This window comes from Streptomyces sp. NPDC043896, assembly GCF_056435605.1.
Window position 1 is genome coordinate 175843 of sequence record NZ_JBWKEE010000007.1, and the last position, 19421, is coordinate 195263.

18 protein-coding genes and 1 riboswitch are annotated in these 19421 nt (G+C 70.5%); of the genes, 3 read left to right on the forward strand and 15 right to left on the reverse strand.

Annotated features, from left to right (window positions below):
• Nucleotides 1–12: 12 nt before the first annotated feature.
• The 5 genes from AC069X_RS12640 to AC069X_RS12660 all read right to left on the reverse strand — a co-directional run bounded on the left by AC069X_RS12640 (nt 13) and on the right by AC069X_RS12660 (nt 5402).
• The gene (locus AC069X_RS12640; protein ID WP_478727870.1) at nt 13–1137 is read right to left on the reverse strand and encodes a hypothetical protein; all 1125 of its coding nucleotides are present in this window, start codon (nt 1135–1137) and stop codon (nt 13–15) included.
• A gap of 25 nt (nt 1138–1162) precedes the next feature.
• Nucleotides 1163–2206, reverse strand: a complete 1044-nt coding sequence (locus AC069X_RS12645) for a C40 family peptidase (protein ID WP_478727872.1) — start codon at nt 2204–2206, stop codon at nt 1163–1165.
• Between the two features lie 274 nt (nt 2207–2480).
• Entirely contained in the window at nt 2481–3500 is a 1020-nt protein-coding gene (locus AC069X_RS12650) for a C40 family peptidase (protein ID WP_478727874.1), read from the reverse strand.
• A 258-nt stretch (nt 3501–3758) separates the two neighbouring features.
• The gene (locus AC069X_RS12655) at nt 3759–5123 is read right to left on the reverse strand and encodes an NYN domain-containing protein (protein ID WP_478728185.1); all 1365 of its coding nucleotides are present in this window, start codon (nt 5121–5123) and stop codon (nt 3759–3761) included.
• 39 nt (nt 5124–5162) lie between these two features.
• Complete coding sequence (locus tag AC069X_RS12660) at nt 5163–5402, reverse strand: hypothetical protein (RefSeq protein ID WP_478727876.1); 240 nt, start codon at nt 5400–5402, stop codon at nt 5163–5165.
• 125 nt (nt 5403–5527) lie between these two features.
• Between AC069X_RS12660 and AC069X_RS12665 the strand changes: the two genes are divergently transcribed.
• Both AC069X_RS12665 and AC069X_RS12670 read left to right on the forward strand, forming a co-directional pair.
• Nucleotides 5528–6250, forward strand: coding sequence for a rhomboid family intramembrane serine protease (locus AC069X_RS12665; RefSeq protein WP_478727878.1), 723 nt, complete (start codon nt 5528–5530; stop codon nt 6248–6250).
• Complete coding sequence (locus tag AC069X_RS12670) at nt 6247–6528, forward strand: Lrp/AsnC family transcriptional regulator (RefSeq protein ID WP_007263678.1); 282 nt, start codon at nt 6247–6249, stop codon at nt 6526–6528. The genes AC069X_RS12665 and AC069X_RS12670 overlap by 4 nt, the downstream gene beginning before the upstream one ends.
• Before the next feature lie 107 nt (nt 6529–6635).
• Here AC069X_RS12670 and AC069X_RS12675 read toward each other — a convergent pair whose 3' ends face one another.
• The 6 genes from AC069X_RS12675 to ctaE all read right to left on the reverse strand — a co-directional run bounded on the left by AC069X_RS12675 (nt 6636) and on the right by ctaE (nt 13987).
• Nucleotides 6636–8030, reverse strand: coding sequence for an aminotransferase class V-fold PLP-dependent enzyme (locus tag AC069X_RS12675; protein WP_478727880.1), 1395 nt, complete (start codon nt 8028–8030; stop codon nt 6636–6638).
• A 225-nt stretch (nt 8031–8255) separates the two neighbouring features.
• A riboswitch (SAM riboswitch) is annotated at nt 8256–8372 on the reverse strand.
• Between the two features lie 189 nt (nt 8373–8561).
• The gene (gene trpD, locus AC069X_RS12680) at nt 8562–9626 is read right to left on the reverse strand and encodes an anthranilate phosphoribosyltransferase (RefSeq protein ID WP_478727882.1); all 1065 of its coding nucleotides are present in this window, start codon (nt 9624–9626) and stop codon (nt 8562–8564) included.
• Between the two features lie 165 nt (nt 9627–9791).
• Nucleotides 9792–11429 carry a cytochrome bc1 complex cytochrome b subunit gene (qcrB, locus tag AC069X_RS12685; protein WP_478727883.1) on the reverse strand — a complete coding sequence of 546 codons (1638 nt, stop codon included), beginning with the start codon at nt 11427–11429 and terminating at the stop codon, nt 9792–9794.
• Nucleotides 11426–12484 (reverse strand): cytochrome bc1 complex Rieske iron-sulfur subunit, encoded by a 1059-nt coding sequence (gene qcrA / locus AC069X_RS12690; RefSeq protein ID WP_478727885.1) that lies wholly within the window; start codon nt 12482–12484, stop codon nt 11426–11428. Before qcrA ends, qcrB begins: the two co-directional genes overlap by 4 nt.
• Complete coding sequence (gene qcrC / locus AC069X_RS12695; protein WP_478727886.1) at nt 12481–13290, reverse strand: cytochrome bc1 complex diheme cytochrome c subunit; 810 nt, start codon at nt 13288–13290, stop codon at nt 12481–12483. Before qcrC ends, qcrA begins: the two co-directional genes overlap by 4 nt.
• A gap of 76 nt (nt 13291–13366) precedes the next feature.
• Nucleotides 13367–13987, reverse strand: coding sequence for an aa3-type cytochrome oxidase subunit III (gene ctaE, locus AC069X_RS12700; RefSeq protein ID WP_478727888.1), 621 nt, complete (start codon nt 13985–13987; stop codon nt 13367–13369).
• 186 nt (nt 13988–14173) lie between these two features.
• Between ctaE and AC069X_RS12705 the strand changes: the two genes are divergently transcribed.
• Nucleotides 14174–14575: a hypothetical protein gene (locus AC069X_RS12705; RefSeq protein ID WP_478727890.1), complete on the forward strand. Its 402-nt coding sequence runs from the start codon at nt 14174–14176 to the stop codon at nt 14573–14575.
• A 110-nt stretch (nt 14576–14685) separates the two neighbouring features.
• Here the strand turns inward: AC069X_RS12705 and AC069X_RS12710 are convergent, their stop codons facing one another.
• The 4 genes from AC069X_RS12710 to ctaC form a co-directional block, all read right to left on the reverse strand.
• Entirely contained in the window at nt 14686–15933 is a 1248-nt protein-coding gene (locus AC069X_RS12710) for a L,D-transpeptidase (protein WP_478727891.1), read from the reverse strand.
• 134 nt (nt 15934–16067) lie between these two features.
• Nucleotides 16068–16466, reverse strand: a complete 399-nt coding sequence (locus AC069X_RS12715; RefSeq protein ID WP_385769071.1) for a cytochrome c oxidase subunit 4 — start codon at nt 16464–16466, stop codon at nt 16068–16070.
• Nucleotides 16463–18193 (reverse strand): aa3-type cytochrome oxidase subunit I, encoded by a 1731-nt coding sequence (gene ctaD / locus AC069X_RS12720; RefSeq protein ID WP_478727893.1) that lies wholly within the window; start codon nt 18191–18193, stop codon nt 16463–16465. The genes AC069X_RS12715 and ctaD overlap by 4 nt, the downstream gene beginning before the upstream one ends.
• Nucleotides 18190–19164, reverse strand: a complete 975-nt coding sequence (gene ctaC, locus AC069X_RS12725; protein ID WP_478727895.1) for an aa3-type cytochrome oxidase subunit II — start codon at nt 19162–19164, stop codon at nt 18190–18192. Before ctaC ends, ctaD begins: the two co-directional genes overlap by 4 nt.
• Nucleotides 19165–19421 lie beyond the last annotated feature (257 nt).

Genomic DNA, 19421 nt, shown 5'->3' on the forward strand with positions numbered 1-19421 from the left:
CGTACCCGACGGTTACCCCAGGTCCGCCCTCAGCGCCTGCCGCCAGGCCTCCGTCAGCCCGGGGAGGTCCGTCCCGAGGGTCTGCTCCAGTGCCGCCGGGAGCGGTTCGCGGCCGGCCGACTCGTAGAGGCGCACCAGGGCGGGCTCGCCCCAGCGGGCGGCGATGAGCCGGCAGGCCAGCCAGGCCCCCTCGTAGGCCCGGGCCGCGGTGCGGGGGTCGGCGCCGAAGGCGAAGTCCCCGTCGGCCGGGAGCGCGCCCGGCAGTTCGCCCCGCCGCACGGCGCGCGCCAGCTCGGGGGCTCCGTCGGCGGGAATGGTGCCGGTCTCCCGGTACGCGGCCCAGTCGGCGAAGCCCTCGGACAGCCACTGCGGGGTCCGGGCCGAGGTGGCGGCGCGGGTCGCGACGTGGGTGACCTCGTGGGTGAGGACGATTCCCCGCCCGGCCTCCGAAAGCTCCGCGTACCCCTCCGGGTTGACCACCACCCGGTCGGCCGGGGCCGGACCGTCGCCGGTGCTGCCGGTGGTGACGGCCCCCAGGCCCCGGTAGGTGTCGGCCGGCCGGCCCAGCAGCGCGGCCATGCCGTCCAGTGTGCCGGGGGCGAGGACCACCACCCGCCGCGCCCACGGCCCCGGCCAGGCGGCGTTCACCGCCGGCACCGCGCGGTCGGCCCCGGCGGCGAGGGCGGACAGTTCCTGCGGGCTCCGGCCGGCCCCGAGGACCAGGCTGTGCGCGCCCCGTACGGCCGCGACCTCGCCCTGGTCCCACAGCTGCGCCGGCGCCCCGGGGGCGGGCCGGTCGGCGGTGACCCGCCAGCCGGTGCCGTCCGGGGCCAGTTCCACCTCGCGGGCCGAGGAGGCGGGGGCGCGGTCGTAGCCGGCGAGCCGGTAGCGCAGCTCCGCGCGCGCGAAGGCCCGTCCGCCCTCGAACCGGACGGAGTCGACCCGGTACGCCCAGTCCGCCAGGGGGATCGCGGCGAGCCGCCCGGGCGGGGCGGCCGCCCAGCCGGCCACGGCCCGCCGCACCGCCGTGTCGTCGGGGGCGGCCGGCTCCGGGCCGGCGCAGCCGGCCGCCGCCGGGAGGGGGCACAGCGCGAGGGCGAGGAGGCGTACGGCGGTGCGGCGGCGGACCGGGATCATCCGCCGATCGTACGCACGGCCGGGTTCAGGGCCGGGTCACCGAGGACACCGGCATCATCCCGACGGGGTCGTACCGCACCCGCGCGCCCGGGTACGGGGCGTGCACCACCTGGCCGTTGCCGACGTACATGCCGACGTGGCTGGCGTCGGAGCGGTACGTCACCAGGTCCCCGGGCTGCGCCTGCGACAGCGGGACCTGCCGGCCCGCGTGCCGCTGGGCCTGCGAGGTGCGCGGCAGGGAGACCCCGGCCTGGCGGTACGACCACACCATCAGCCCGGAGCAGTCGAAGCCGGAGGGGCCGGTGGAGCCCCATACGTACGGCTTCCCGACGGCCGCTCGGGCGGCCATCACGGCGGCCATGGCGCGGCCCGAGGCCCGGCCGCCGGAGGGCGGGTCGGGGAGGACGTCGGCGCGGCCGCCGGAGCGGGAGGCGCGTTCGAAGTCGGCGCGCTCCTCGGAGGGCATGGCGTTGAGCAGCCTGCGCGCGGCGGCGAGCTTGGCGGTGACGGAGCGCTTCTGGGTGGCGACCTCGGTGCGCAGGGCTTCGAGTTCGGCGAGTTTGCGGGAGGCTTCCTGGCGCTGCCGTCCGATGCGCCGCTGTTCCTCGCGGAGTTCGCCCAGCTGCTGGGCCTGGCGCCCGCTGAGCCGGTTGAGGACGGCGGCCTTGTCGAGGTAGGCGCCGGGGTCGTCGGAGAGCATCAGCTCGACGGTGGGGTCGAGGCCGCCGGAGCGGTACTGGGCGCCGGCGAAGGTTCCGAGGACCCCGCGCATGGTGTTGATGCGGTCCTGGCCGCGGGCGACGGCGTCCTGGGCGCGGCTGATCTCGGTGCGCAGCGCGTCGGCCTTCTCGCCGGCCTCGTTGTACCGCTCGGTGGCCTGCTCGGCCTCTTCGAAGAGGCGGTCGACCTGGGCGCGGGTGCCGCCGGGCGGTTCCTGGGGGAGTCCGGGGGAGGCGAGCGCGGGGGCGCCCGTCATGGCCACGGCGGCGCTGGCCGCGGCGGCGGTGAGGACGGTGACCTTGGTGTTCCGGTCGAGGCCGCTGAGCCCGGGCCGGCGGTGGGACGCCATGGGGAACCGCTCCTTCCGCTGCGCGCGGCCCGGGTCCGCCCCCCGTGGACGGCCGTGTTCCGGATTCCGCGCTGGCAGACAGTAGCCGTGCGGCCACGCACCGGCCAACGACCGGCGGCGGGCGCGCGTGCGGGCGCCCGGCCTCAGGCGCAGGTCATGGGCGGGGCGTGCGGTCAGACCCGGTCCGCGCAATTCGCCCGGATGGGCGGTGTACGGCGCGTCTCCCCCGGGTCGCCCCCGGAGGTTCCCCGCCCTCCTCCCCGAGCCCTCGCGGTCAGACGCGGACGCCGAACCGGAACGGCATGTTGTCCATGGACTCGTACTTGACCCCGCCGCGCGGGTTGGAGGCGTGCAGGGTCAGGTTGTTGCCGGCGTACAGGCCGACGTGGTGCAGGTCGTCGTAGAAGAAGACCAGGTCACCGGGCTGGAGCTGGCTGCGTCCGATGCGCGTGCCGTCGTTCGCCTGGGTGTAGGTGGTGCGGCTGATGCCGACGCCGGCCTGGCCGTAGGCCCACTGGGTCAGCCCCGAGCAGTCGTAGGCGCCGGGGCCGGTGGCGCCCATGACGTACGCGCTGCCGAGCTTGGTCTTCGCGGCGGCCAGCGCGGCGCCGGCGCGGCCGGAGGCGCTCACGGCGGGGGCGGCCTTCTCACCGGCCCTGCTCTGCCTGGCCTCCTCCTCCTTGAGCCGGCTGCGTTCCTGTGCGGTCAGCGTGTTGAGGAGGGCCCGGGCCTCGGCGAGCTTGTCCTGGGCGGCCTTCTTCTTCTCGCCGAGCTCCTTGCGGGTGGCGTCGAGGTCGGCGAGCTTGCCGGCGGCCTCCTGCCGCTGCTGGGCGAGGGTGCGCTGCTTGGCCTGGATCCTGGCTGCCGCCTCCAGCTGTCTGCCGCTCAGCCGCTGGAGGGTGGCGGCCTTGTCGAGGTAGGTCTCGGGGTCGCCGGAGAGCAGGAGCGCGACGGAGGGGTCGAGGCCGCCGCCGCGGTACTGGGCCGCCGCCATCGAACCGAGCGTGTTGCGCAGGTCGTTGAGTTCGTCCTGGCCGCGCGCCATCGCGTCCTGGAGCCGGGCGATCTCCTTCTCCAGCTCCTCCTGGCGCTCGCGGGCCCCGTTGGACTTCTCCGCGGCCTGCTCGGCCTCCTCGTAGAGGGCGTCGACCTTGGCCTTGACCCCGTCCTTGTCCGGCGCGCCCGGGGCGGCCGCGGCGGAGTGCGAGGAGAGGGCGACCGCCGCGGCGGCGGTGGCGGTGAGCACGGTCACGCGCGTGCGGGCCGGCTGCTTGGGTCGACGGTGGAACGCCACGGGAGCGAGCTCCTTCTTCCTGGAGCCGCCGGAAGCGGACGGGGACGCGCCGGCGACACCTCCGCCCGCACCCGAACGGGTGATCTGCCGCACGAAGGTTTGGGCAGACCCTAGTGACGTGCCCATGATCACTTCAAACCCCGCGCACCAGAAACCCCCCGGGATTCCGCTTCTTTTACCGAGAGCCCACGCTGCGTGCCGAAGGGCTGACGGTACGTCTTCCGCTTGCACCCCCGGTCCCGGCATTGCGGGCGCCGCTCACGAAACGCGCGAAAGCCTCTTGAGCAGCAGTGCGGACGTCACCGGACGGGCGCCCGCCTTCGCGACCCCGTCGGCCACCTCACGGTCGGTGGAGACCACGACCACCGGCCGGCCCGGCGGCTCGGCGCGCACCAGCTGGCGGATCAACTCGTCGGCGGTCACACCGGCCTTGGAGAACAGCACGCGCACCCCGCGCGGGGGCGCGAGCAGCACCGGCGCCGCGAGCTCCGCACCGTCGAAGACGCACGTCATCTCGGCGCCCGTCTGGGCGGCCAGCATCGACAGCCCGCCCAGCAGGCGCAGCCGCTGCTTCTCCAGCGGCATGGTCGGATAGCCGGTCTTCGTCACGTTGTAGCCGTCGACCACCAGATGCGCCTGCGGCAGTGCCAACAACTGGTCCAGCAACGCCGGATCGGTCTCCGACAGCGCCCGCGCCGCGATGTCCTTCGGCGTCATGCGCCCCGGCTCCACCGCGTCCACGGTGTCGGCCGGCCGCGTCGAGACCGGCGGCAGCGCCAGCTCGCGGCGCAGCCCCGCCGCCGCGTCCAGCACGGTGTCCAGCAGCAGCCGCAGCCGCATGTCCTCGGTGCTGCGCCCCTCACGGGCGGCCCGGCGCGAGGTCTCCAGCGCCGACTCCACCTCCGCGAGGCGGGACTTGAGCCGCCGGGACTCGCTCTCCGCGGCGGCCACCTGCGCGGCCGCCTCACCGCGGATCCCGTCGATCTCGGCGCCCAGCTTCCGCAAGGCGGCCTCGCCCCGCTTGACGTCGCTCAGGGCACTGCGCAGCTTGCGCTGAAGCGATTCCGCTTCCTTGCGGGCGGCCTCCAGCTCGGCCCGCACCTGCTCGCCCCCGGAGCGCTGGGCCTCCTTCAGGTGGGCCAGCTCCTCGCGCAGCCGCTCCAGCTCGCGCCGGGTCTCGTCGCCGACCCGCTCGGCGTCGGCGCGCTGCGCCTCCTCGCCCGCGGAGGCCACCAGCTTGACCCAGCCGGCCGGGCGCAGCACGTACGCGGCGGCCGCCACGTCCAGCGGGTCGGCGGCGGCGGGCGGCGCCCCCGACTCCAGGGCCCCGGCCAGCTCCGGCTGCGCCTCGCGCAGCTTCTCCGCGATCCGGCTGCGGAAGACCCCGTCGGTCTCCACGGCGGCGGCCATGGCGTTGCCCGCGAACTTGGCGCGCCGGGTCGGGGTGAAACGGGCGTACTGGCGCAGCTGCGCCGGGAGGTCCGCGACCGTCAGACCGCCGAAGGCGTCCGAGACGATCGCGACGACCCGGCGCCGCACGCCTTCCGGCAGCGGGCGGTCGAGGACCTCCGCGGCGTCGCCGGCCGCGTCGGCCGGCCTCGCGCCGCTTGCTGGCTCCACAATCCGTCACCCCTACCGTGATCTACTGTGGGCCCGGCTCCGTCAGGAGTCGGTGCCCGGCCTGTCCACGAGCTCGATCTGGTCCACAGCGTTGCACCAGCGGCAGCGGACCGACTCGATGGTCTCACTGAGCACCTCGCGCTCCTCGACCTTGGGCTCCCCGGCAAGATCGAGGTGGACGTACTCCACGACCTTCGACGATCGGGTGACATCGAACCGCGTGAGGTTGCCGCACAGGGTGCAGCGCCACCGGGTGGTGTCGGTCGGCAGGGGAACCGTCATCAGGCCGCTCTCTCCTTCGTAGCTCATTCAATTAAAGCCCTACGCCACGGTCGTCGGACCGCAGCACGTAACCCTACGGCCTGGCACCACCCTCAGGTGGGTCCACCTGCGTCATGCTCTGTCGCATGATCGTAAAGTGGCGGACCCTGTGCGAGGCCGCCCGGGGCCCCTTGGTCACGTACGCGCTGATCGCCGCCTGCTGCGTGGTGTTCTTCCTCGGCCCGGCTTCCGGCCTGAACCCGTCCTTCGGGACGGGCGACCTGCTCTTCACGACGGGGACGGCGTACTTCCGGCACTGGGGCGTCGTCCCGGACGAGCTGTTCTCGGGCGCGGTGCGCCCGCTGCTGACCCCGCTGACCGCGCTCTTCGTCCACGGCAGCTGGCTGCACCTGCTGGGGAACATGCTGTTCCTCTACGTCTTCGGCGCGATGACGGAGGAGCGGATGGGCCGCGTCCCGTTCCTCGTGTTCTACGTCTGTACGGGATACCTCGCCCTCGCCGCCTACGCGGCGGCCAACGCCTCCTCGGACCAGACCCTGGTCGGGGCGTCCGGGGCGATCTCGGCGGCGCTGGGGGCCTTCCTGTGCCTCTTCCCGCGGGCCCGGGTGACGAGCCTGTTCCCGTTCCTCCTCTTCCTGCCGCTGCGGTTCCCGGCGTGGATCGTGCTGCTGTTCTGGTTCGGCCTCCAGTGGCTGGCCGCGCACCGTGCGGAGAGCGGTCCGGGAGTGGCCTACCTGGCCCATGTCGTGGGCTTCTCCCTCGGGTTCCTCTACGCGTGGGGGCGGTATCGCCGTGCGACTAGAGTGAGGAGACCAGTGACTGCCGGCGAGGGAGACAGCCAACCGTGATCACCGCGATCGTGCTCATCAAGACCAGCGTGGACCGCATCCCCGAGATCGCGGAGTCCATCGCCCAGCTGGACAGCGTCAGCGAGGTCTACTCCGTCACCGGTACGTACGACCTGATCGCGCTGGTCCGCGTGGCCCGTCACGAGAACCTCGCCGACATCATCCCCGGGCGCATCAGCAAGATCCCGGGCGTGGAGGCGACCGACACGCACGTGGCGTTCCGTACGTACTCCCAGCACGACCTGGAAGCCGCCTTCGCCATCGGCCTCGACGCGTAGCCCTCTCACCGGGCCGGTACGCCGGGTTCCCGCCGCGCGGGGCCGGAAGGTCCGGCCCCCACGGGTGTCGGGGCCGACCGGCGCGCGGCCGCCGCCCCGGTGCGGCACTACACGGCCGGGACGCAGCGGCCCTCTTCGGTGCGGTACTGCCACTTCGCGCCGTCCTCGACCAGCTCCCGCACCGCGCGGACGAAGCGCTCCACGTGTTCGTCCGGCGTGCCGGCCCCGAAGCTGACCCGGATCGCGTTCAGCGAGCGCTCCCCCGGCGCCGCCTCCGGCGCCCCGCACTCCCCCTGGGCCTGCGGCTCGCTGCCCAGCAGGGTCCGTACCAGAGGGTGCGCGCAGAAGAGCCCGTCCCGCACCCCGATCCCGTACTCGGCCGACAGCGCCGCCGCGAAGTGCGAGCTGTTCCAGCCGTCGACCACGAACGAGATGACGCCGACGCGCGGGGCGTCGTCCCCGAACAGCGACAGCACCCGCACCGCCGGGACCTCCGCCAGACCCTCCCGGACCTTCGCGATGAGGTGCTCCTCCCGGGCGACGAGGTTCTCGAAGCCGGCCTCCTCCAGCGCGCGGCAGGCGGAGGCGATGGAGTAGACGCCGATGACGTTCGGGGAGCCGGCCTCGTGGCGCGCGGCGGTGGTGTGCCACTCGACGTCGACGCCGCCGTCCTCGCGGCGGGCGACCTTGCGGGAGGCGCCGCCGCCCGCGAGGTACGGCTCCGCCTCCTGGAGCCAGTCGGCGCGGCCGGCCAGCACGCCCGAGCCGAAGGGGGCGTACAGCTTGTGCCCCGAGAAGGCGACCCAGTCCACGTCGAGCTCCCGGACGGAGACGGGGTGGTGGGGGGCCAGCTGGGCGGCGTCCAGCACGATCCGGGCGCCGTGGGCGTGCGCGGCGGCGGCGAGCTCCTTCACCGGCCACAGCTCTCCGGTGACGTTGGAGGCGCCGGTGACGCAGACCAGCGCCGGACCGTACGGCTCGCGGTCGGCCAGGGCGCGCTCCAGGGTGGCGACGGCCTCGCCGGGGGTGCGCGGGGCGTCGAGGCAGGTGACCCGGGCGTCGCCCCAGGGCAGCAGCGAGGCATGGTGCTCGGTCTCGAAGACGAACACCCGGCAGTCGGCGGGCAGCGCGGCGGCGAGCAGGTTGAGGGAGTCGGTGGTGGACCGGGTGAAGACCACCTGGTCGGAGGGCCGGCAGTCGAGGAACCGGGCGACCGTGGCCCGGCTCTGCTCGAAGAGGTCGGTGGACAGCTGCGAGAGGTAGCCGGCGCCGCGGTGGACGCTGCCGTAGTACGGGGCGTACGCGGCGACGTCGTCCCAGACCCGCTGGAGCGCGGGGGCGCTCGCCGCGTAGTCGAGGGCGGCGTACGTGACCTCGCCGCCGGTGACCAGCGGGACGGTGACGTCCCGGCCCAGAACGGCCAGCGGCTCGGCGCAGGCAGGGGCGTCGGCGCAGGCGGAGGAGGAGGCGGCGGTGGCGGCGGCGTTCAGGGATGCGGACATGGCGGTATCTCCCGGCAGGCAGGGCTGAATGGCTTCGGTGTGCCCGTACGCGGGTACGGCGGCGCGTGACGGCGGCCGTCGGGGGTACGGGAAATGCCTCGGACTGATCGGGGGTACGCGGAAACGACCCTGATCCGAGGGTGGAAGAAGGGGCGGAGTCGCCCTATCGCATTCGCTTGCTCACGGAAAACGCTCCTCGAGAGACCAGGACCCCTGGTGTCGAGGGATCCGCGCTTGCCGTAGACCTCTCTGCCTACGACCTGGTCATCACCCGGGGCACCCCGCCACGGAAGGAGGGTTGCCGGACAGCAAGCCGGGGCCAAAACGCTGTCACTCGTGACCTTGGAGAGCATCCTGCCACAAGATCCCGCACGCGCAAGACCCCGGTCCACATCGTGGACCGGGGTCTCCTTCTCTCACGCCGCTCTCGCACCGCTCGGCCGCGGGCGGCCTCCGGGGCTTCGACCGGCTGCGCCGGCCTCCGGCCGCCGGACCCGGGACGGCTCCCGTGCACCCGACGCCCGGCCGGGGTTACGCGTTGCTGGCCGCCACCCAGCGCTCCAGCGCCGCCCGGGCGGAACCGGAGTCGATGGCCTCGGCCGCACGGGCCATGGCCGCCGCGAGCTGCTCCTCCAGCGTGCCCGTGCCGGGGTCCAGGGCCACCAGGGCCGACGCGGAGTTCAGCAGCACGGCGTCGCGGACCGGGCCCGTCTCCCCCGCCAGCAGGCGGCGGGCGACGTCCGCGTTGTACGACGGGTCGCCGCCGCGCAGCGCCGAGATGTCGACCGTCTCGATGCCGACGTCACGCGGGTCGAAGGCGTGCTCCGTGACCTCGCCGTCGCGGACCCACCACACCCGGGAGGTCCCGGTGGTGGTCAGCTCGTCCAGGCCGTCGTCACCGCGGAAGACCAGGGCGGAGGTGTTCCGTTCGGCGAGCACCCCGGCCATGATCGGGGCCAGCCTCCCGTCCGCGACACCGACCGCCTGCGCCTTGACCCGGGCGGGGTTGGTGAGCGGGCCCAGGCCGTTGAACGCGGTGCGCACCCCCAGGTCCCGGCGGGCCGAGGCCGCGTACCGCAGGGCCGGGTGGAAGACGACGGCGGCACAGAAGGTGATGCCGGCCTCCTCCGCCACCTGCGCCACCCGTTCCGGGGTCAGGGCGAGGTTGACGCCCAGCTTCTCCAGCACGTCCGAGGAGCCGCTGGCGGAGGAAGCGGCCCGGTTGCCGTGCTTGACGACCTTGGCGCCCGCGCCGGCCGCCACGATGGCGGACATGGTCGAGATGTTGACCGTCTTGGCACCGTCGCCGCCGGTGCCGACGATGTCCACGGTCCGCCCGGGCACCTCGATCAGGTTGGCGTGGGCGTACATCGTCCGGACCAGCCCCGTGTACTCCGCCACGGTCTCGCCCTTGGCCCGGAGGGCCAGCGCGAAGCCCGCGATCTGCGCGTCCGTGGCCTCGCCGCGCATGATCCGTTCCATCGCCCAGGCGGTGTCCTCGCTGGCGAGGTCCTGACGGCTGACCAGCGCTTCCAGGATGCCCGGCCAGCTGCGGGCCGCCACGCTGTCGCCGCCTGCCGGGGTCGCAACGTTCATGGTCCGCTCCTGCTGCTCACATGGGTTTCCACGCCGAATGGGAAGGATCTCAGCCTATCCAGCCCCGGAGACCGCGAAGAGCCCCGTCCAGTGTCTGGACGGGGCTCTCGCTGTGGCGACACCAGGATTGGCCGGAACCGATCCCTCAAGCGGTCATGCCGGAGATCAGTGGTGGCCGTGTCCGGCCTGGATCTCCTTGTACTCCTCCACCGTGGGCTTCGGAATCTGGTTGTTCTCCGCGTAGAAGCCCTTGCTGAGCTTCGCGCGGAGCTTCTCGCTGCGCGTCACCTTGCGCTCGACGCCGTTCTCGTCGACCGTCGGGCCGATCTCGACCGGCTTGTACTGCTCGTGCGCGGTGAGGGTGTGCAGCTTGCCCTGCGACAGCGGCTCGTGGACCTCGACGAACTCACCGTGCGGCAGACGCTTGATGATGCCGGTCTCGCGACCGTGCAGCACCTTGTCGTGGTCCCGGCGCTGCAGGCCGAGGCAGATCCGCTTGGTGACGATGAAGGCCAGGACCGGGACGACGAAGAAGCCGATCCGGACGAACCACGTGATCGCGTTGATCGACAGGTGGAAGTACTGGGCGAACATGTCGTTGCCGCCGCCGATGAGGAGCACGATGTACTCCGAGATCCAGGCGACACCGAAGGCCGTACGGGTCGGGACGTTGCGCGGGCGGTCCAGGATGTGGTGCTCGCGCTTGTCGCCGGTGACCCAGGACTCGATGAACGGCCAGACGGCGATCGCACCGAGGACCAGCGGGAAGAGGATCAGCGGGATGAACACGCCCAGGACGAGCGTGTGGCCCCACAGGTTGATCTCCCAGCCCGGCATGGCTCGGATGAGGCCTTCCGGCATACCCATGTACCAGTCGGGCTGCGCACCGGTGGACACGTGGTCCGGGCGGTACGGGCCGAGCGCCCAGATCGGGTTGATCGAGGCGATCGCCGCGATGGCCGCGATGACACCGAAGACCAGGAAGAAGAAGCCTCCGGCCTTGGCCATGTAGACCGGCAGCAGCGGCATGCCGACGACGTTGTTGTTCGTCTTGCCGGGGCCGGCGAACTGGGTGTGCTTGTGGAAGAACACCAGGATCAGGTGCGCGACCAGCAGACCCATCATGATGCCGGGCAGCAGCAGGATGTGCACCGAGTAGAAGCGCGCGACGAAGTCGCCGCCCGGGAACTCCCCGCCGAAGAGGAACATCGACAGGTAGGTGCCGACGACCGGGACCGACAGGATGGCGCCCTGCATGAAGCGGACACCGGTGCCCGAGAGCAGGTCGTCCGGCAGCGAGTAACCGGTGAAGCCGGTGAACATGCCGAGGACCAGCAGCAGGAAGCCGAAGATCCAGTTGATCTCACGCGGCTTGCGGAACGCGCCGGTGAAGAAGACGCGCATCATGTGCACGACCATGGCCGCGACGAAGATCAGCGCCGCCCAGTGGTGGATCTGGCGGATCAGCAGACCACCGCGGACGTCGAAGCTGATGTCCAGGGTCGAGGCGAAGGCCTCGGACATCAGGACGCCCTGCATCGGCACGTACGAGCCGTGGTACACGACCTCGTTCATGCTCGGGTGGAAGAACAGCGTCAGGTACACACCCGTGAGGATGATGATGATGAAGCTGTAGAGGCAGATCTCACCCAGCATGAAGGACCAGTGGTCCGGGAAGATCTTGCGCATGTTGGCCTTGGCGAGGCCGTAGATGCCCAGGCGGCCGTCCGCCCAGTCGGCTACGCGCTCACCGCGCGACGCGTTGCGCGCCGGGCCGGCCGAGGTGTTCGTGGAGGTGCTCATCCGCGCTCCCAGAATGCAGGACCGACGGGCTCTTCGAAGTCGCCGTGCGCCTCGAGGAAGCCTTCGCTATTCACGCCGATCCGCAGCTGCGGAAGCGCGTGACCGGCCGGGCCGAAGATGACACGGGCGCCGTCGGAGAGGTCGAAGGTGGACTGGTGGCACGGGCACAGCACGTGGTGCGTCTGCTGCTCGTACAGGCTGATCGGGCAGCCGACGTGGGTGCAGATCTTGGAGAAGGCCACGATGCCGTCGTGGGACCACTCCAGCTCCTGCTTGTCCTTGATGTCCTCCGGCTGGATGCGGACGATCATCAGGGCGGCCTTGGCGATCTGCGTCTGGAAGTCGTGCTGGTCCTCCTCCAGGCCTTCCGGCATGGCGAAGGTCAGCGAACCGACCAGGACGTCCTCGGGACGCAGCGGCTCCATCGTGTTCTGGTTGATGAGCAGCTTGCCCTTGGACCACAGGGTCTTGCGCAGCTTGTCCTCGGGCAGCGGGCCCAGGTCGCGCAGGATCACGACGGCGGAGAGCGGCAGCAGGGCCAGGGCGCCGAGCATCGTGTTGCGGATCAGCGGGCGGCGGCCGATGCCGGACTCGTTCGCACCGTCGGCGAAGTCCTGCATGACCTTCGCCTTGACCTCCGGGGAGGCGGCGATCTCGTGGCGCTCGTCGGCGACCTCGACGTCGGACATCAGGGTGCGGGCCCAGTGGACCGCGCCGGCGCCGATGCAGAACAGGGCCGTGCCCAGCGTCATGCCGAGCGCGAAGTTCAGCGCGCTGACCTTCCCGATGGGGAAGATGTACACGATCTTGTCGACCGGGATGGTCACGAACGAGGCGATGAAGCCGATCGTGGCCAGCATCGACAGCGTGAACAGCATCGCGACCGTGCGCTCGGAGCGCTTGGCCGCCCGCTCGTCGATGTCCTGGATGCGCGGCTTGTGGACCGGGAGGCCCGGGTCCGCGAACGGGTCGTCCGCGACCGCTACGGCACCGTGGTGCGCGTCGCCCTGCTCGCTCGGCAGGTGCTTGTCTTCGGGAATGTCTTGGCTACTCATGACTTCTTGGCCTTAGCGGTGTGGGCCGCGACCCAGACGGCAACAGCGATCAGCGCACCCAGGCCGAAGATCCAGCCGAACAGACCCTCGGAGACGGGACCGAGGCCGCCGAGCTTGAGGCCACCGGGGCTGGTGGACTTCTCGCCGTTGACGTTCTCGAGGTACGCGATGATGTCCTTCTTCTGCTTCTCCGGCATGGTGGCGTCGGGGAAGGAGGGCATGTTCTGCGGGCCGGTGAGCATGGCCTCGTAGATGTGCTTCGGCGAGACGTCCTCGAGGTTCGGGGCGTACTTGCCGTTCGTCAGCGCGCCACCCTCACCGGTGAAGTTGTGGCACTGCGCGCAGTTGTTGCGGAACAGCTCGCCACCTGCGGCGATGTCGGCACCGGCCGGGTCGTACTGCTTCTTGGTCGGCGTGATCGGGCCGGCACCCAGCGAAGCGATGTACGCCGCGAGCTGGTCGATCTGGGGCTGGGTGTAGATGTTCGGCTTCTTCGGCACCTGGGCGCCGGGCTGCTGGGCGGGCATGCGGCCCGTGCTCACCTGGAAGTCGACGGCCGCGGAGCCGACGCCGACCAGGCTGGGGCCGTCAGTGGAACCCTGACCGCCGGTTCCGTGGCAGCTTGCGCAGCCCACGGCGTAGAGCTTCTTGCCCTCCTCGATGGCGAGGGACTGGGCGGTTTCATCGGCCTGCGCCTTGCCCGCGGGCGCGAAGGCGGCGTACAGCCCCCCCGTGACCGCCAGCGCGAAGAGTAGAACGACGACCGCCGCCAGCGGATGGCGTCGTCGTGCGGAGAGCTTTTTCACGGATTACCCCGGTGTCAGGATCTTCTGCGTCGGTGTTTCTGGATGGTGTGCCGAGCCGGGCCCGGCGACGTGATCGCTACTTGATCAGGTAGATCGTGGCGAAGAGGCCGATCCAGACGACATCGACGAAGTGCCAGTAGTAGGACACGACGATGGCCGACGTGGCCTGTTCGTGGGTGAACCTCTTGGCCGCGTACGTCCGGCCGAGGACCAGCAGGAAGGCGATGAGACCGCCCGTCACGTGCAGACCGTGGAAGCCGGTGGTCAGGTAGAAGACCGTGCCGTACGGCCCGGACGAGAGGGACATGCCCTCGTGCTTGACCAGCTCGGTGTACTCGAACACCTGGCCGCCAATGAAGATCGCACCCATGACGAACGTGATGATGAACCACGTCCGGAGCTTCTTCACGTCACCGCGCTCGGCGGCGAACACGCCGAGCTGGCAGGTGAGGGAGGAGAGCACCAGGATCGTGGTGTTCGTCGCCGAGAAGGGCAGGTTCAAGGCCGAGGCCTCTGCTGTCCAGTACTCGGCGCCCGTCACGGATCGCAGGGTGAAGTACATCGCGAAAAGGGCCGCGAAGAACATCAGCTCGGAACTCAACCAGATGATGGTTCCGACGCTGACGAGGTTCGGCCGGTTGACCGTCGGGTGCGCGTGCCCGGTATCTACTGTCGTTGCTGTCGCCACGACCGACATTATGTCGGTCGCTTATCCCGCCCTCACCCCGGGGGGTGCCGTTCGGAGTGTCAGGGGGGTGTGCAAGGCCCGAACGGCCCATCAGATGCCCGGAGGCGAGGCTGCCGGAACCGATGTTGACAGCCGGTCGGACGGAGTAGCATCCCGCGCATCATCAGCGTGATTCACGGCCAGGTGGAGGACGAAATGCGGGCGACTGCGCGGGTTCTGGTCTACAGCGACGACGCGGGTACCCGGGAGCAGGTGCGGCTGGCCGCCGGGCGCAGGCCCGCGCCGGACCTGCCGCCGGTGGAGTTCCTGGAGTGCGCCACGCTTCCAGCCGTCCTCAAGGAGCTGGACGCGGGCGGCGTCGACGTCTGCGTGCTGGACGGGGAAGCGGTTCCGGCCGGGGGCATGGGCGTGTGCCGGCAGATCAAGGACGAGATCTTCCGGTGTCCCCCGGTGCTGCTGCTGATGGGGCGGCCGCAGGACGCCTGGCTGGCCACGTGGAGCCGGGCCGACGCGGCGGTCACCCTTCCGGTGGACCCGGTGGACTTCCCGGAGACCCTCGCGGGGCTGCTGCGGCCGCGGCTGTCCCTGGACGCCTGAGGCGCCGCGAGGGCGGCGCCCGGTACGCGCGGGGCGCCCGGGACGTGAACACGGGCCCGCGGGACGGCTCTCCGGCCGCCCGCGGGCCCGTACGGGCTTCTGCGGGGCTCTCAGACGGTGGGACGCAGTCGGGCCTGGTCGACGGGGCTGCGGCCTTCCTGGGTGCCCTTGAGGAGGGCGCTGCCCTCGCGCCACTCCTTCCACTCCATGTTCCAGTCGCCGAAGCCGTTCCCGAAGGTGTCCATGTCGTCGCCGATGCTGTTGATCACCTTGACGATGTCGCCCTCGGTGATGTTCTCGTAGAACCACGCGGCGTTGCCGGTGCTCATGCCGGTGCAGCCGTGGCTGACGTTCGCGTAGCCGTGGGAGCCGATGGACCACGGCGCGGCGTGCACGTATTCACCGCTCCACGTCACCCGGGTGGCGTAGTAGACGGGCAAGTTGTAGTACTCGCTGCCGCCGATTCCGACGGTGTCGCCGCGCATCCGTACGTAGTACTGCTTGCCGAGCACCACCTTGACCCCGTTGCGGGTGGAGAAGCCGGGCTTGCCGGTGGTGACCGGGATGGTGTTGATCACTTCTCCGTTGCGCTCGAACGTGAGGTAGTGCGAGGCGGCGTCGGTGGTGACCTCGACCCGGTCGCCGATCTCCAGCTTCAGGGGCTTGGAGGCGGCTCCGTGGAGCTCGTCGGAGACCTTGATGCCCTCCAGGTTGCTCCGTACGGAGACGGTGGTGTGGGCGGGCCAGTAGTCCTTCGGGCGGTAGTGCAGGTTCTTGTCGTCCACCCAGTGCCAGGCGCCCTCGACCCCGGGCGGCGCGTCGACGACCAGGGCCCGTTCGACGACGGCGCGGGCGGCCTTGTCCTTGACGGGCTCGTTGAGCTCGGCCGTGAGGGGCTGTCCGACGCCGTACTTGCCCTCGTCCGGGCCGAATTCGACCTTGAGGACCTTCTTGGCCGGGGTGGTCTCGAAGGTCATCGTGCGCTGGCCCGGGGCCCCTCGCTGGTCCTCCGTGCTCACGGTGACGGTGTAGCGCACGCCGGCCGCCATCGGGACGGTGCTGTGCCAGCGGTCGCCCTTGGCGGAGAGTTCGCCCGCCAGGCGGCGTCCGTGGGTGTCCACGGCCATCACGTCGGTGATCCGCGCCTCGGCTCCCTTGAGGGTGACCTCCAGGGCCTTGTCGGGGTCGGCGGCGCGGCCGCCGGGGGGCTGGTTGAAGACGACCTGGTCGCCCGCGTCGTACGGGCGGGCGGACAGCGGGTTGTTGTCGCCGGACCCGCATGCGGTGGCGCCGGCCCCGAGGGACGCGACCAGCAGGGAGCAGCTGAGTACCGTCCAAAGACGCGGTGAGTGCTTCATGCGCCCAACGCTATGAAGGTATGACAAATCCAGCGCGCGGGGTGACTGCAAACGAGGGGCCCGGACTCCTCCGAAAAGGTGTCCGGGCCCCTCAGGCACCGCGGCGGGCCGCGGTGCGGTGCCGCATGCCGGCGTTACTGGTTCTGGTTCTCACCGCGGTAGTACTCGTACACCCAGCCCCACAGGCCGATCAGGATGATCGGGGCCGAGAAGTACATGAGCCACCAGCCGAAGATGACGCCCATGAACGCGAGCGCGCCACCGATGGCCAGCGAGAGCGGCTGCCAGCTGTGCGGGGAGAAGAACCCCAGCTCGCCCGCCTCGTCGGCGACGTCGGCCTCCAGGTTGTCCTGGGCCATCTCGTCCACGCGCTTGGCCGTGAAGGCCAGGTAGTAGCCGATCATGGCGCTCAGGCCGAAGGACAGCGCGAGAGCGGTGGTTCCGACCGGCTCCTTGGACCAGACGCCGTACACGACGGTCATGATCAGGATGAAGACGGAGAGCCAGAGGAACATCTTGCCCTGGATCTTCACTTGCCGGCCTCCTTGCCACCGGTGACGGCCTTCGCCGGGGCGTGGTCCTCGAGGTGGTCGAGGGCCGCGATCTCCGGGTGGTGCAGGTCGAACGCCGGCGATTCACTGCGGATGCGCGGCAGGGTGAGGAAGTTGTGCCGCGGCGGCGGGCAGGACGTCGCCCACTCGAGCGAACGGCCGTAGCCCCACGGGTCGTCGACCTCGATCTTCTTGCCGTACTTCGCCGTCTTCCAGACGTTGTACATGAAGGGAAGCATCGACAGGCCCAGCAGGAACGAGCTGATCGTGGAGATCGTGTTCAGCGCGGTGAAGCCGTCGGCCGCGAGGTAGTCCGCGTAACGACGCGGCATGCCCTCGGCGCCCAGCCAGTGCTGCACCAGGAAGGTGCCGTGGAAGCCGATGAACAGCGTCCAGAAGGTGATCTTGCCGAGGCGCTCGTCCAGCATCTTGCCCGTGAACTTCGGCCACCAGAAGTGGAAGCCGGAGAACATCGCGAAGACCACGGTGCCGAAGATGACGTAGTGGAAGTGCGCGACGACGAAGTACGAGTCGGAGACGTGGAAGTCCATCGGGGGCGAGGCCAGGATGACGCCGGTCAGACCACCGAAGGTGAAGGTGATCAGGAAGCCGACGGCCCAGAGCATCGGGGTCTCGAAGGACAGCGAGCCCTTCCACATGGTGCCGATCCAGTTGAAGAACTTCACACCGGTCGGGACCGCGATCAGGAAGGTCATGAAGGAGAAGAACGGCAGCAGCACACCGCCGGTGACGTACATGTGGTGGGCCCACACGGTCACCGAGAGGCCGGCGATCGCGATCGTCGCGGCGATCAGACCGATGTAACCGAACATCGGCTTGCGCGAGAAGACCGGGATGACCTCGGAGATGATGCCGAAGAACGGCAGCGCGATGATGTACACCTCTGGGTGTCCGAAGAACCAGAAGAGGTGCTGCCACAGCAGTGCGCCGCCATTGGCCGCGTCGAAGACGTGCGCGCCGAACTTGCGGTCGGCCTCCAGCGCGAAGAGCGCGGCGGCGAGGACCGGGAAGGCGAGCAGGACCAGGACACCGGTCAGCAGCACGTTCCAGGTGAAGATCGGCATGCGGAACATCGTCATGCCCGGAGCGCGCATGCAGATGATCGTGGTGATGAAGTTGACCGAGCCGAGGATCGTGCCGAAGCCGGAGAAGGCCAGACCCATGATCCACATGTCGGCGCCGATGCCCGGCGAACGGACGGCGTCCGACAGCGGGGAGTAGGCGAACCAGCCGAAGTCGGCGGCGCCGTTCGGCGTCACGAAGCCGGCCACCGCGATGGTCGAGCCGAAGAGGTACAGCCAGTACGCGAACATGTTCAGCCGCGGGAACGCCACGTCGGGCGCGCCGATCTGCAGCGGCATGATCCAGTTGGCGAAGCCCGCGAACAGCGGGGTGGCGAACATCAGCAGCATGATCGTGCCATGCATGGTGAACGCCTGGTTGAACTGCTCGTTCGACATGATCTGCGTGCCCGGACGGGCCAGCTCGGCGCGCATGAAGAGCGCCAGCAGACCGCCGATGATGAAGAACACGAACGAGGTGACCAGGTACATCGTGCCGATGGTCTTGTGGTCGGTGGTGGTGAGCCACTTCACGACCACGTTGCCCGGCTGCTTGCGCCGCACCGGCAGCTCGTTCTCGTACGAGTCAGCTGCGGCGGCACCCTGGGATTCGTTGAGGATGCTCACAGTTTGTTCGTCTCCGCATTCCGGGCGGGGTCAGTCTGCTTGATGCCGGCCGGCAGGAAGCCGGTCTGCCCCTTCTCCGCCAGCTGCTTCAGGTGAGCCTTGTACTCCGCGGGGGAGACGACCTTCACGTTGAAGAGCATGCGGGAGTGGTCGACACCGCAGAGCTCGGCACACTTGCCCATGAAGGTGCCTTCCTGGGTCGGGGTGACCTCGAAGACGTTGGTGTGACCGGGGATGACGTCCTGCTTGAACAGGAAGGGCACCACCCAGAACGAGTGGATCACGTCGTTCGACGACAGGATGAAGCGGACCTTCTCGCCCTTGGGCAGGTAGAGGGTCGGCCCCGGGTTGTTGGTGTCCGGGTTCCGGTCGCCGGGAACGCCCTTCTCGTAGACGCCCTCGGCGCCCGCGGGGAAGGCCTTGATGAAGCGGTCCGGGAGGGAGGCGAGTTCCTTCGGGGTCTCGCCCGCCTTCGGGGTCGCGGCATCGCCGTCGACGTTCTCCACGTAGTTGAAGCCCCAGCTCCACTGGTAGCCGATCACGTTGATCGTGTGCGCCGGCTTGGCGGAGAGGGAGAGCAGCTTCGACTCATCGCGCGCGGTGAAGTAGAAGAGCACCGAGACGATGATGAGCGGGACCACGGTGTACAGCGCCTCGATGGGCATGTTGTACCGGGTCTGCGCGGGGACCTCGATCTTCGTCCGGCTACGCCGGTGGAAGATGACGCTCCACATGATCAGGCCCCACACCAGGATGCCCGTGATGAGAGCGGCCGCCCAGGATCCCTGCCACAGGGAGAGGATGCGAGGCGCCTCCTCCGTGACCGGGGTGGGCATTCCGAGGCGGGGGAAGTCTTTCCAGGTGTACGAGCAACCAGTGGCGGTCGCCAGGACCACGCCCGCAGTCAGCGCCTGCAGCAGCTTCCGCCGCATCGGGCGCCGCGGCGAGCGGTCGGAGCCGTAGGGACTCACGTAGCGCCTTCCCGAGAGTCTCGGCCCGCGCGGCCGGCCGCGGCCGTGTTCGGGTCGGTCGCCGGCCCTGACGCAGGCAGGGGTTTGGATGTTTATGCGGACCAAACCCTACTGGACGCTATTTGGGGTCGCGCGGGGAGGGTGCCCAACGCGCCGCTACTGCCCCCGAAGGGATGGATCCGCCGTACGGGGGACGGGCCGAACGGCCCTGAACGGCTGGCTCCGGGCGGCATCTGACGGTCCCTGAACGGGGCGGG

Excerpts from the sequence above, each read along its gene's own strand:
- AC069X_RS12640 (WP_478727870.1), bottom strand. The coding sequence starts at position 1,137 with ATGATCCCGGTCCGCCGCCGCACCGCCGTACGCCTCCTCGCCCTCGCG.
- AC069X_RS12645 (WP_478727872.1), bottom strand. The coding sequence starts at position 2,206 with ATGGCGTCCCACCGCCGGCCCGGGCTCAGCGGCCTCGACCGGAACACC.
- AC069X_RS12660 (WP_478727876.1), bottom strand. The coding sequence starts at position 5,402 with ATGACGGTTCCCCTGCCGACCGACACCACCCGGTGGCGCTGCACCCTG.
- AC069X_RS12665 (WP_478727878.1), top strand. The coding sequence starts at position 5,528 with ATGATCGTAAAGTGGCGGACCCTGTGCGAGGCCGCCCGGGGCCCCTTG.
- AC069X_RS12675 (WP_478727880.1), bottom strand. The coding sequence starts at position 8,030 with ATGTCCGCATCCCTGAACGCCGCCGCCACCGCCGCCTCCTCCTCCGCC.
- trpD (WP_478727882.1), bottom strand. The coding sequence starts at position 9,626 with ATGAACGTTGCGACCCCGGCAGGCGGCGACAGCGTGGCGGCCCGCAGC.
- qcrB (WP_478727883.1), bottom strand. The coding sequence starts at position 11,429 with ATGAGCACCTCCACGAACACCTCGGCCGGCCCGGCGCGCAACGCGTCG.
- qcrA (WP_478727885.1), bottom strand. The coding sequence starts at position 12,484 with ATGAGTAGCCAAGACATTCCCGAAGACAAGCACCTGCCGAGCGAGCAG.
- ctaE (WP_478727888.1), bottom strand. The coding sequence starts at position 13,987 with ATGTCGGTCGTGGCGACAGCAACGACAGTAGATACCGGGCACGCGCAC.
- AC069X_RS12705 (WP_478727890.1), top strand. The coding sequence starts at position 14,174 with ATGCGGGCGACTGCGCGGGTTCTGGTCTACAGCGACGACGCGGGTACC.
- AC069X_RS12710 (WP_478727891.1), bottom strand. The coding sequence starts at position 15,933 with ATGAAGCACTCACCGCGTCTTTGGACGGTACTCAGCTGCTCCCTGCTG.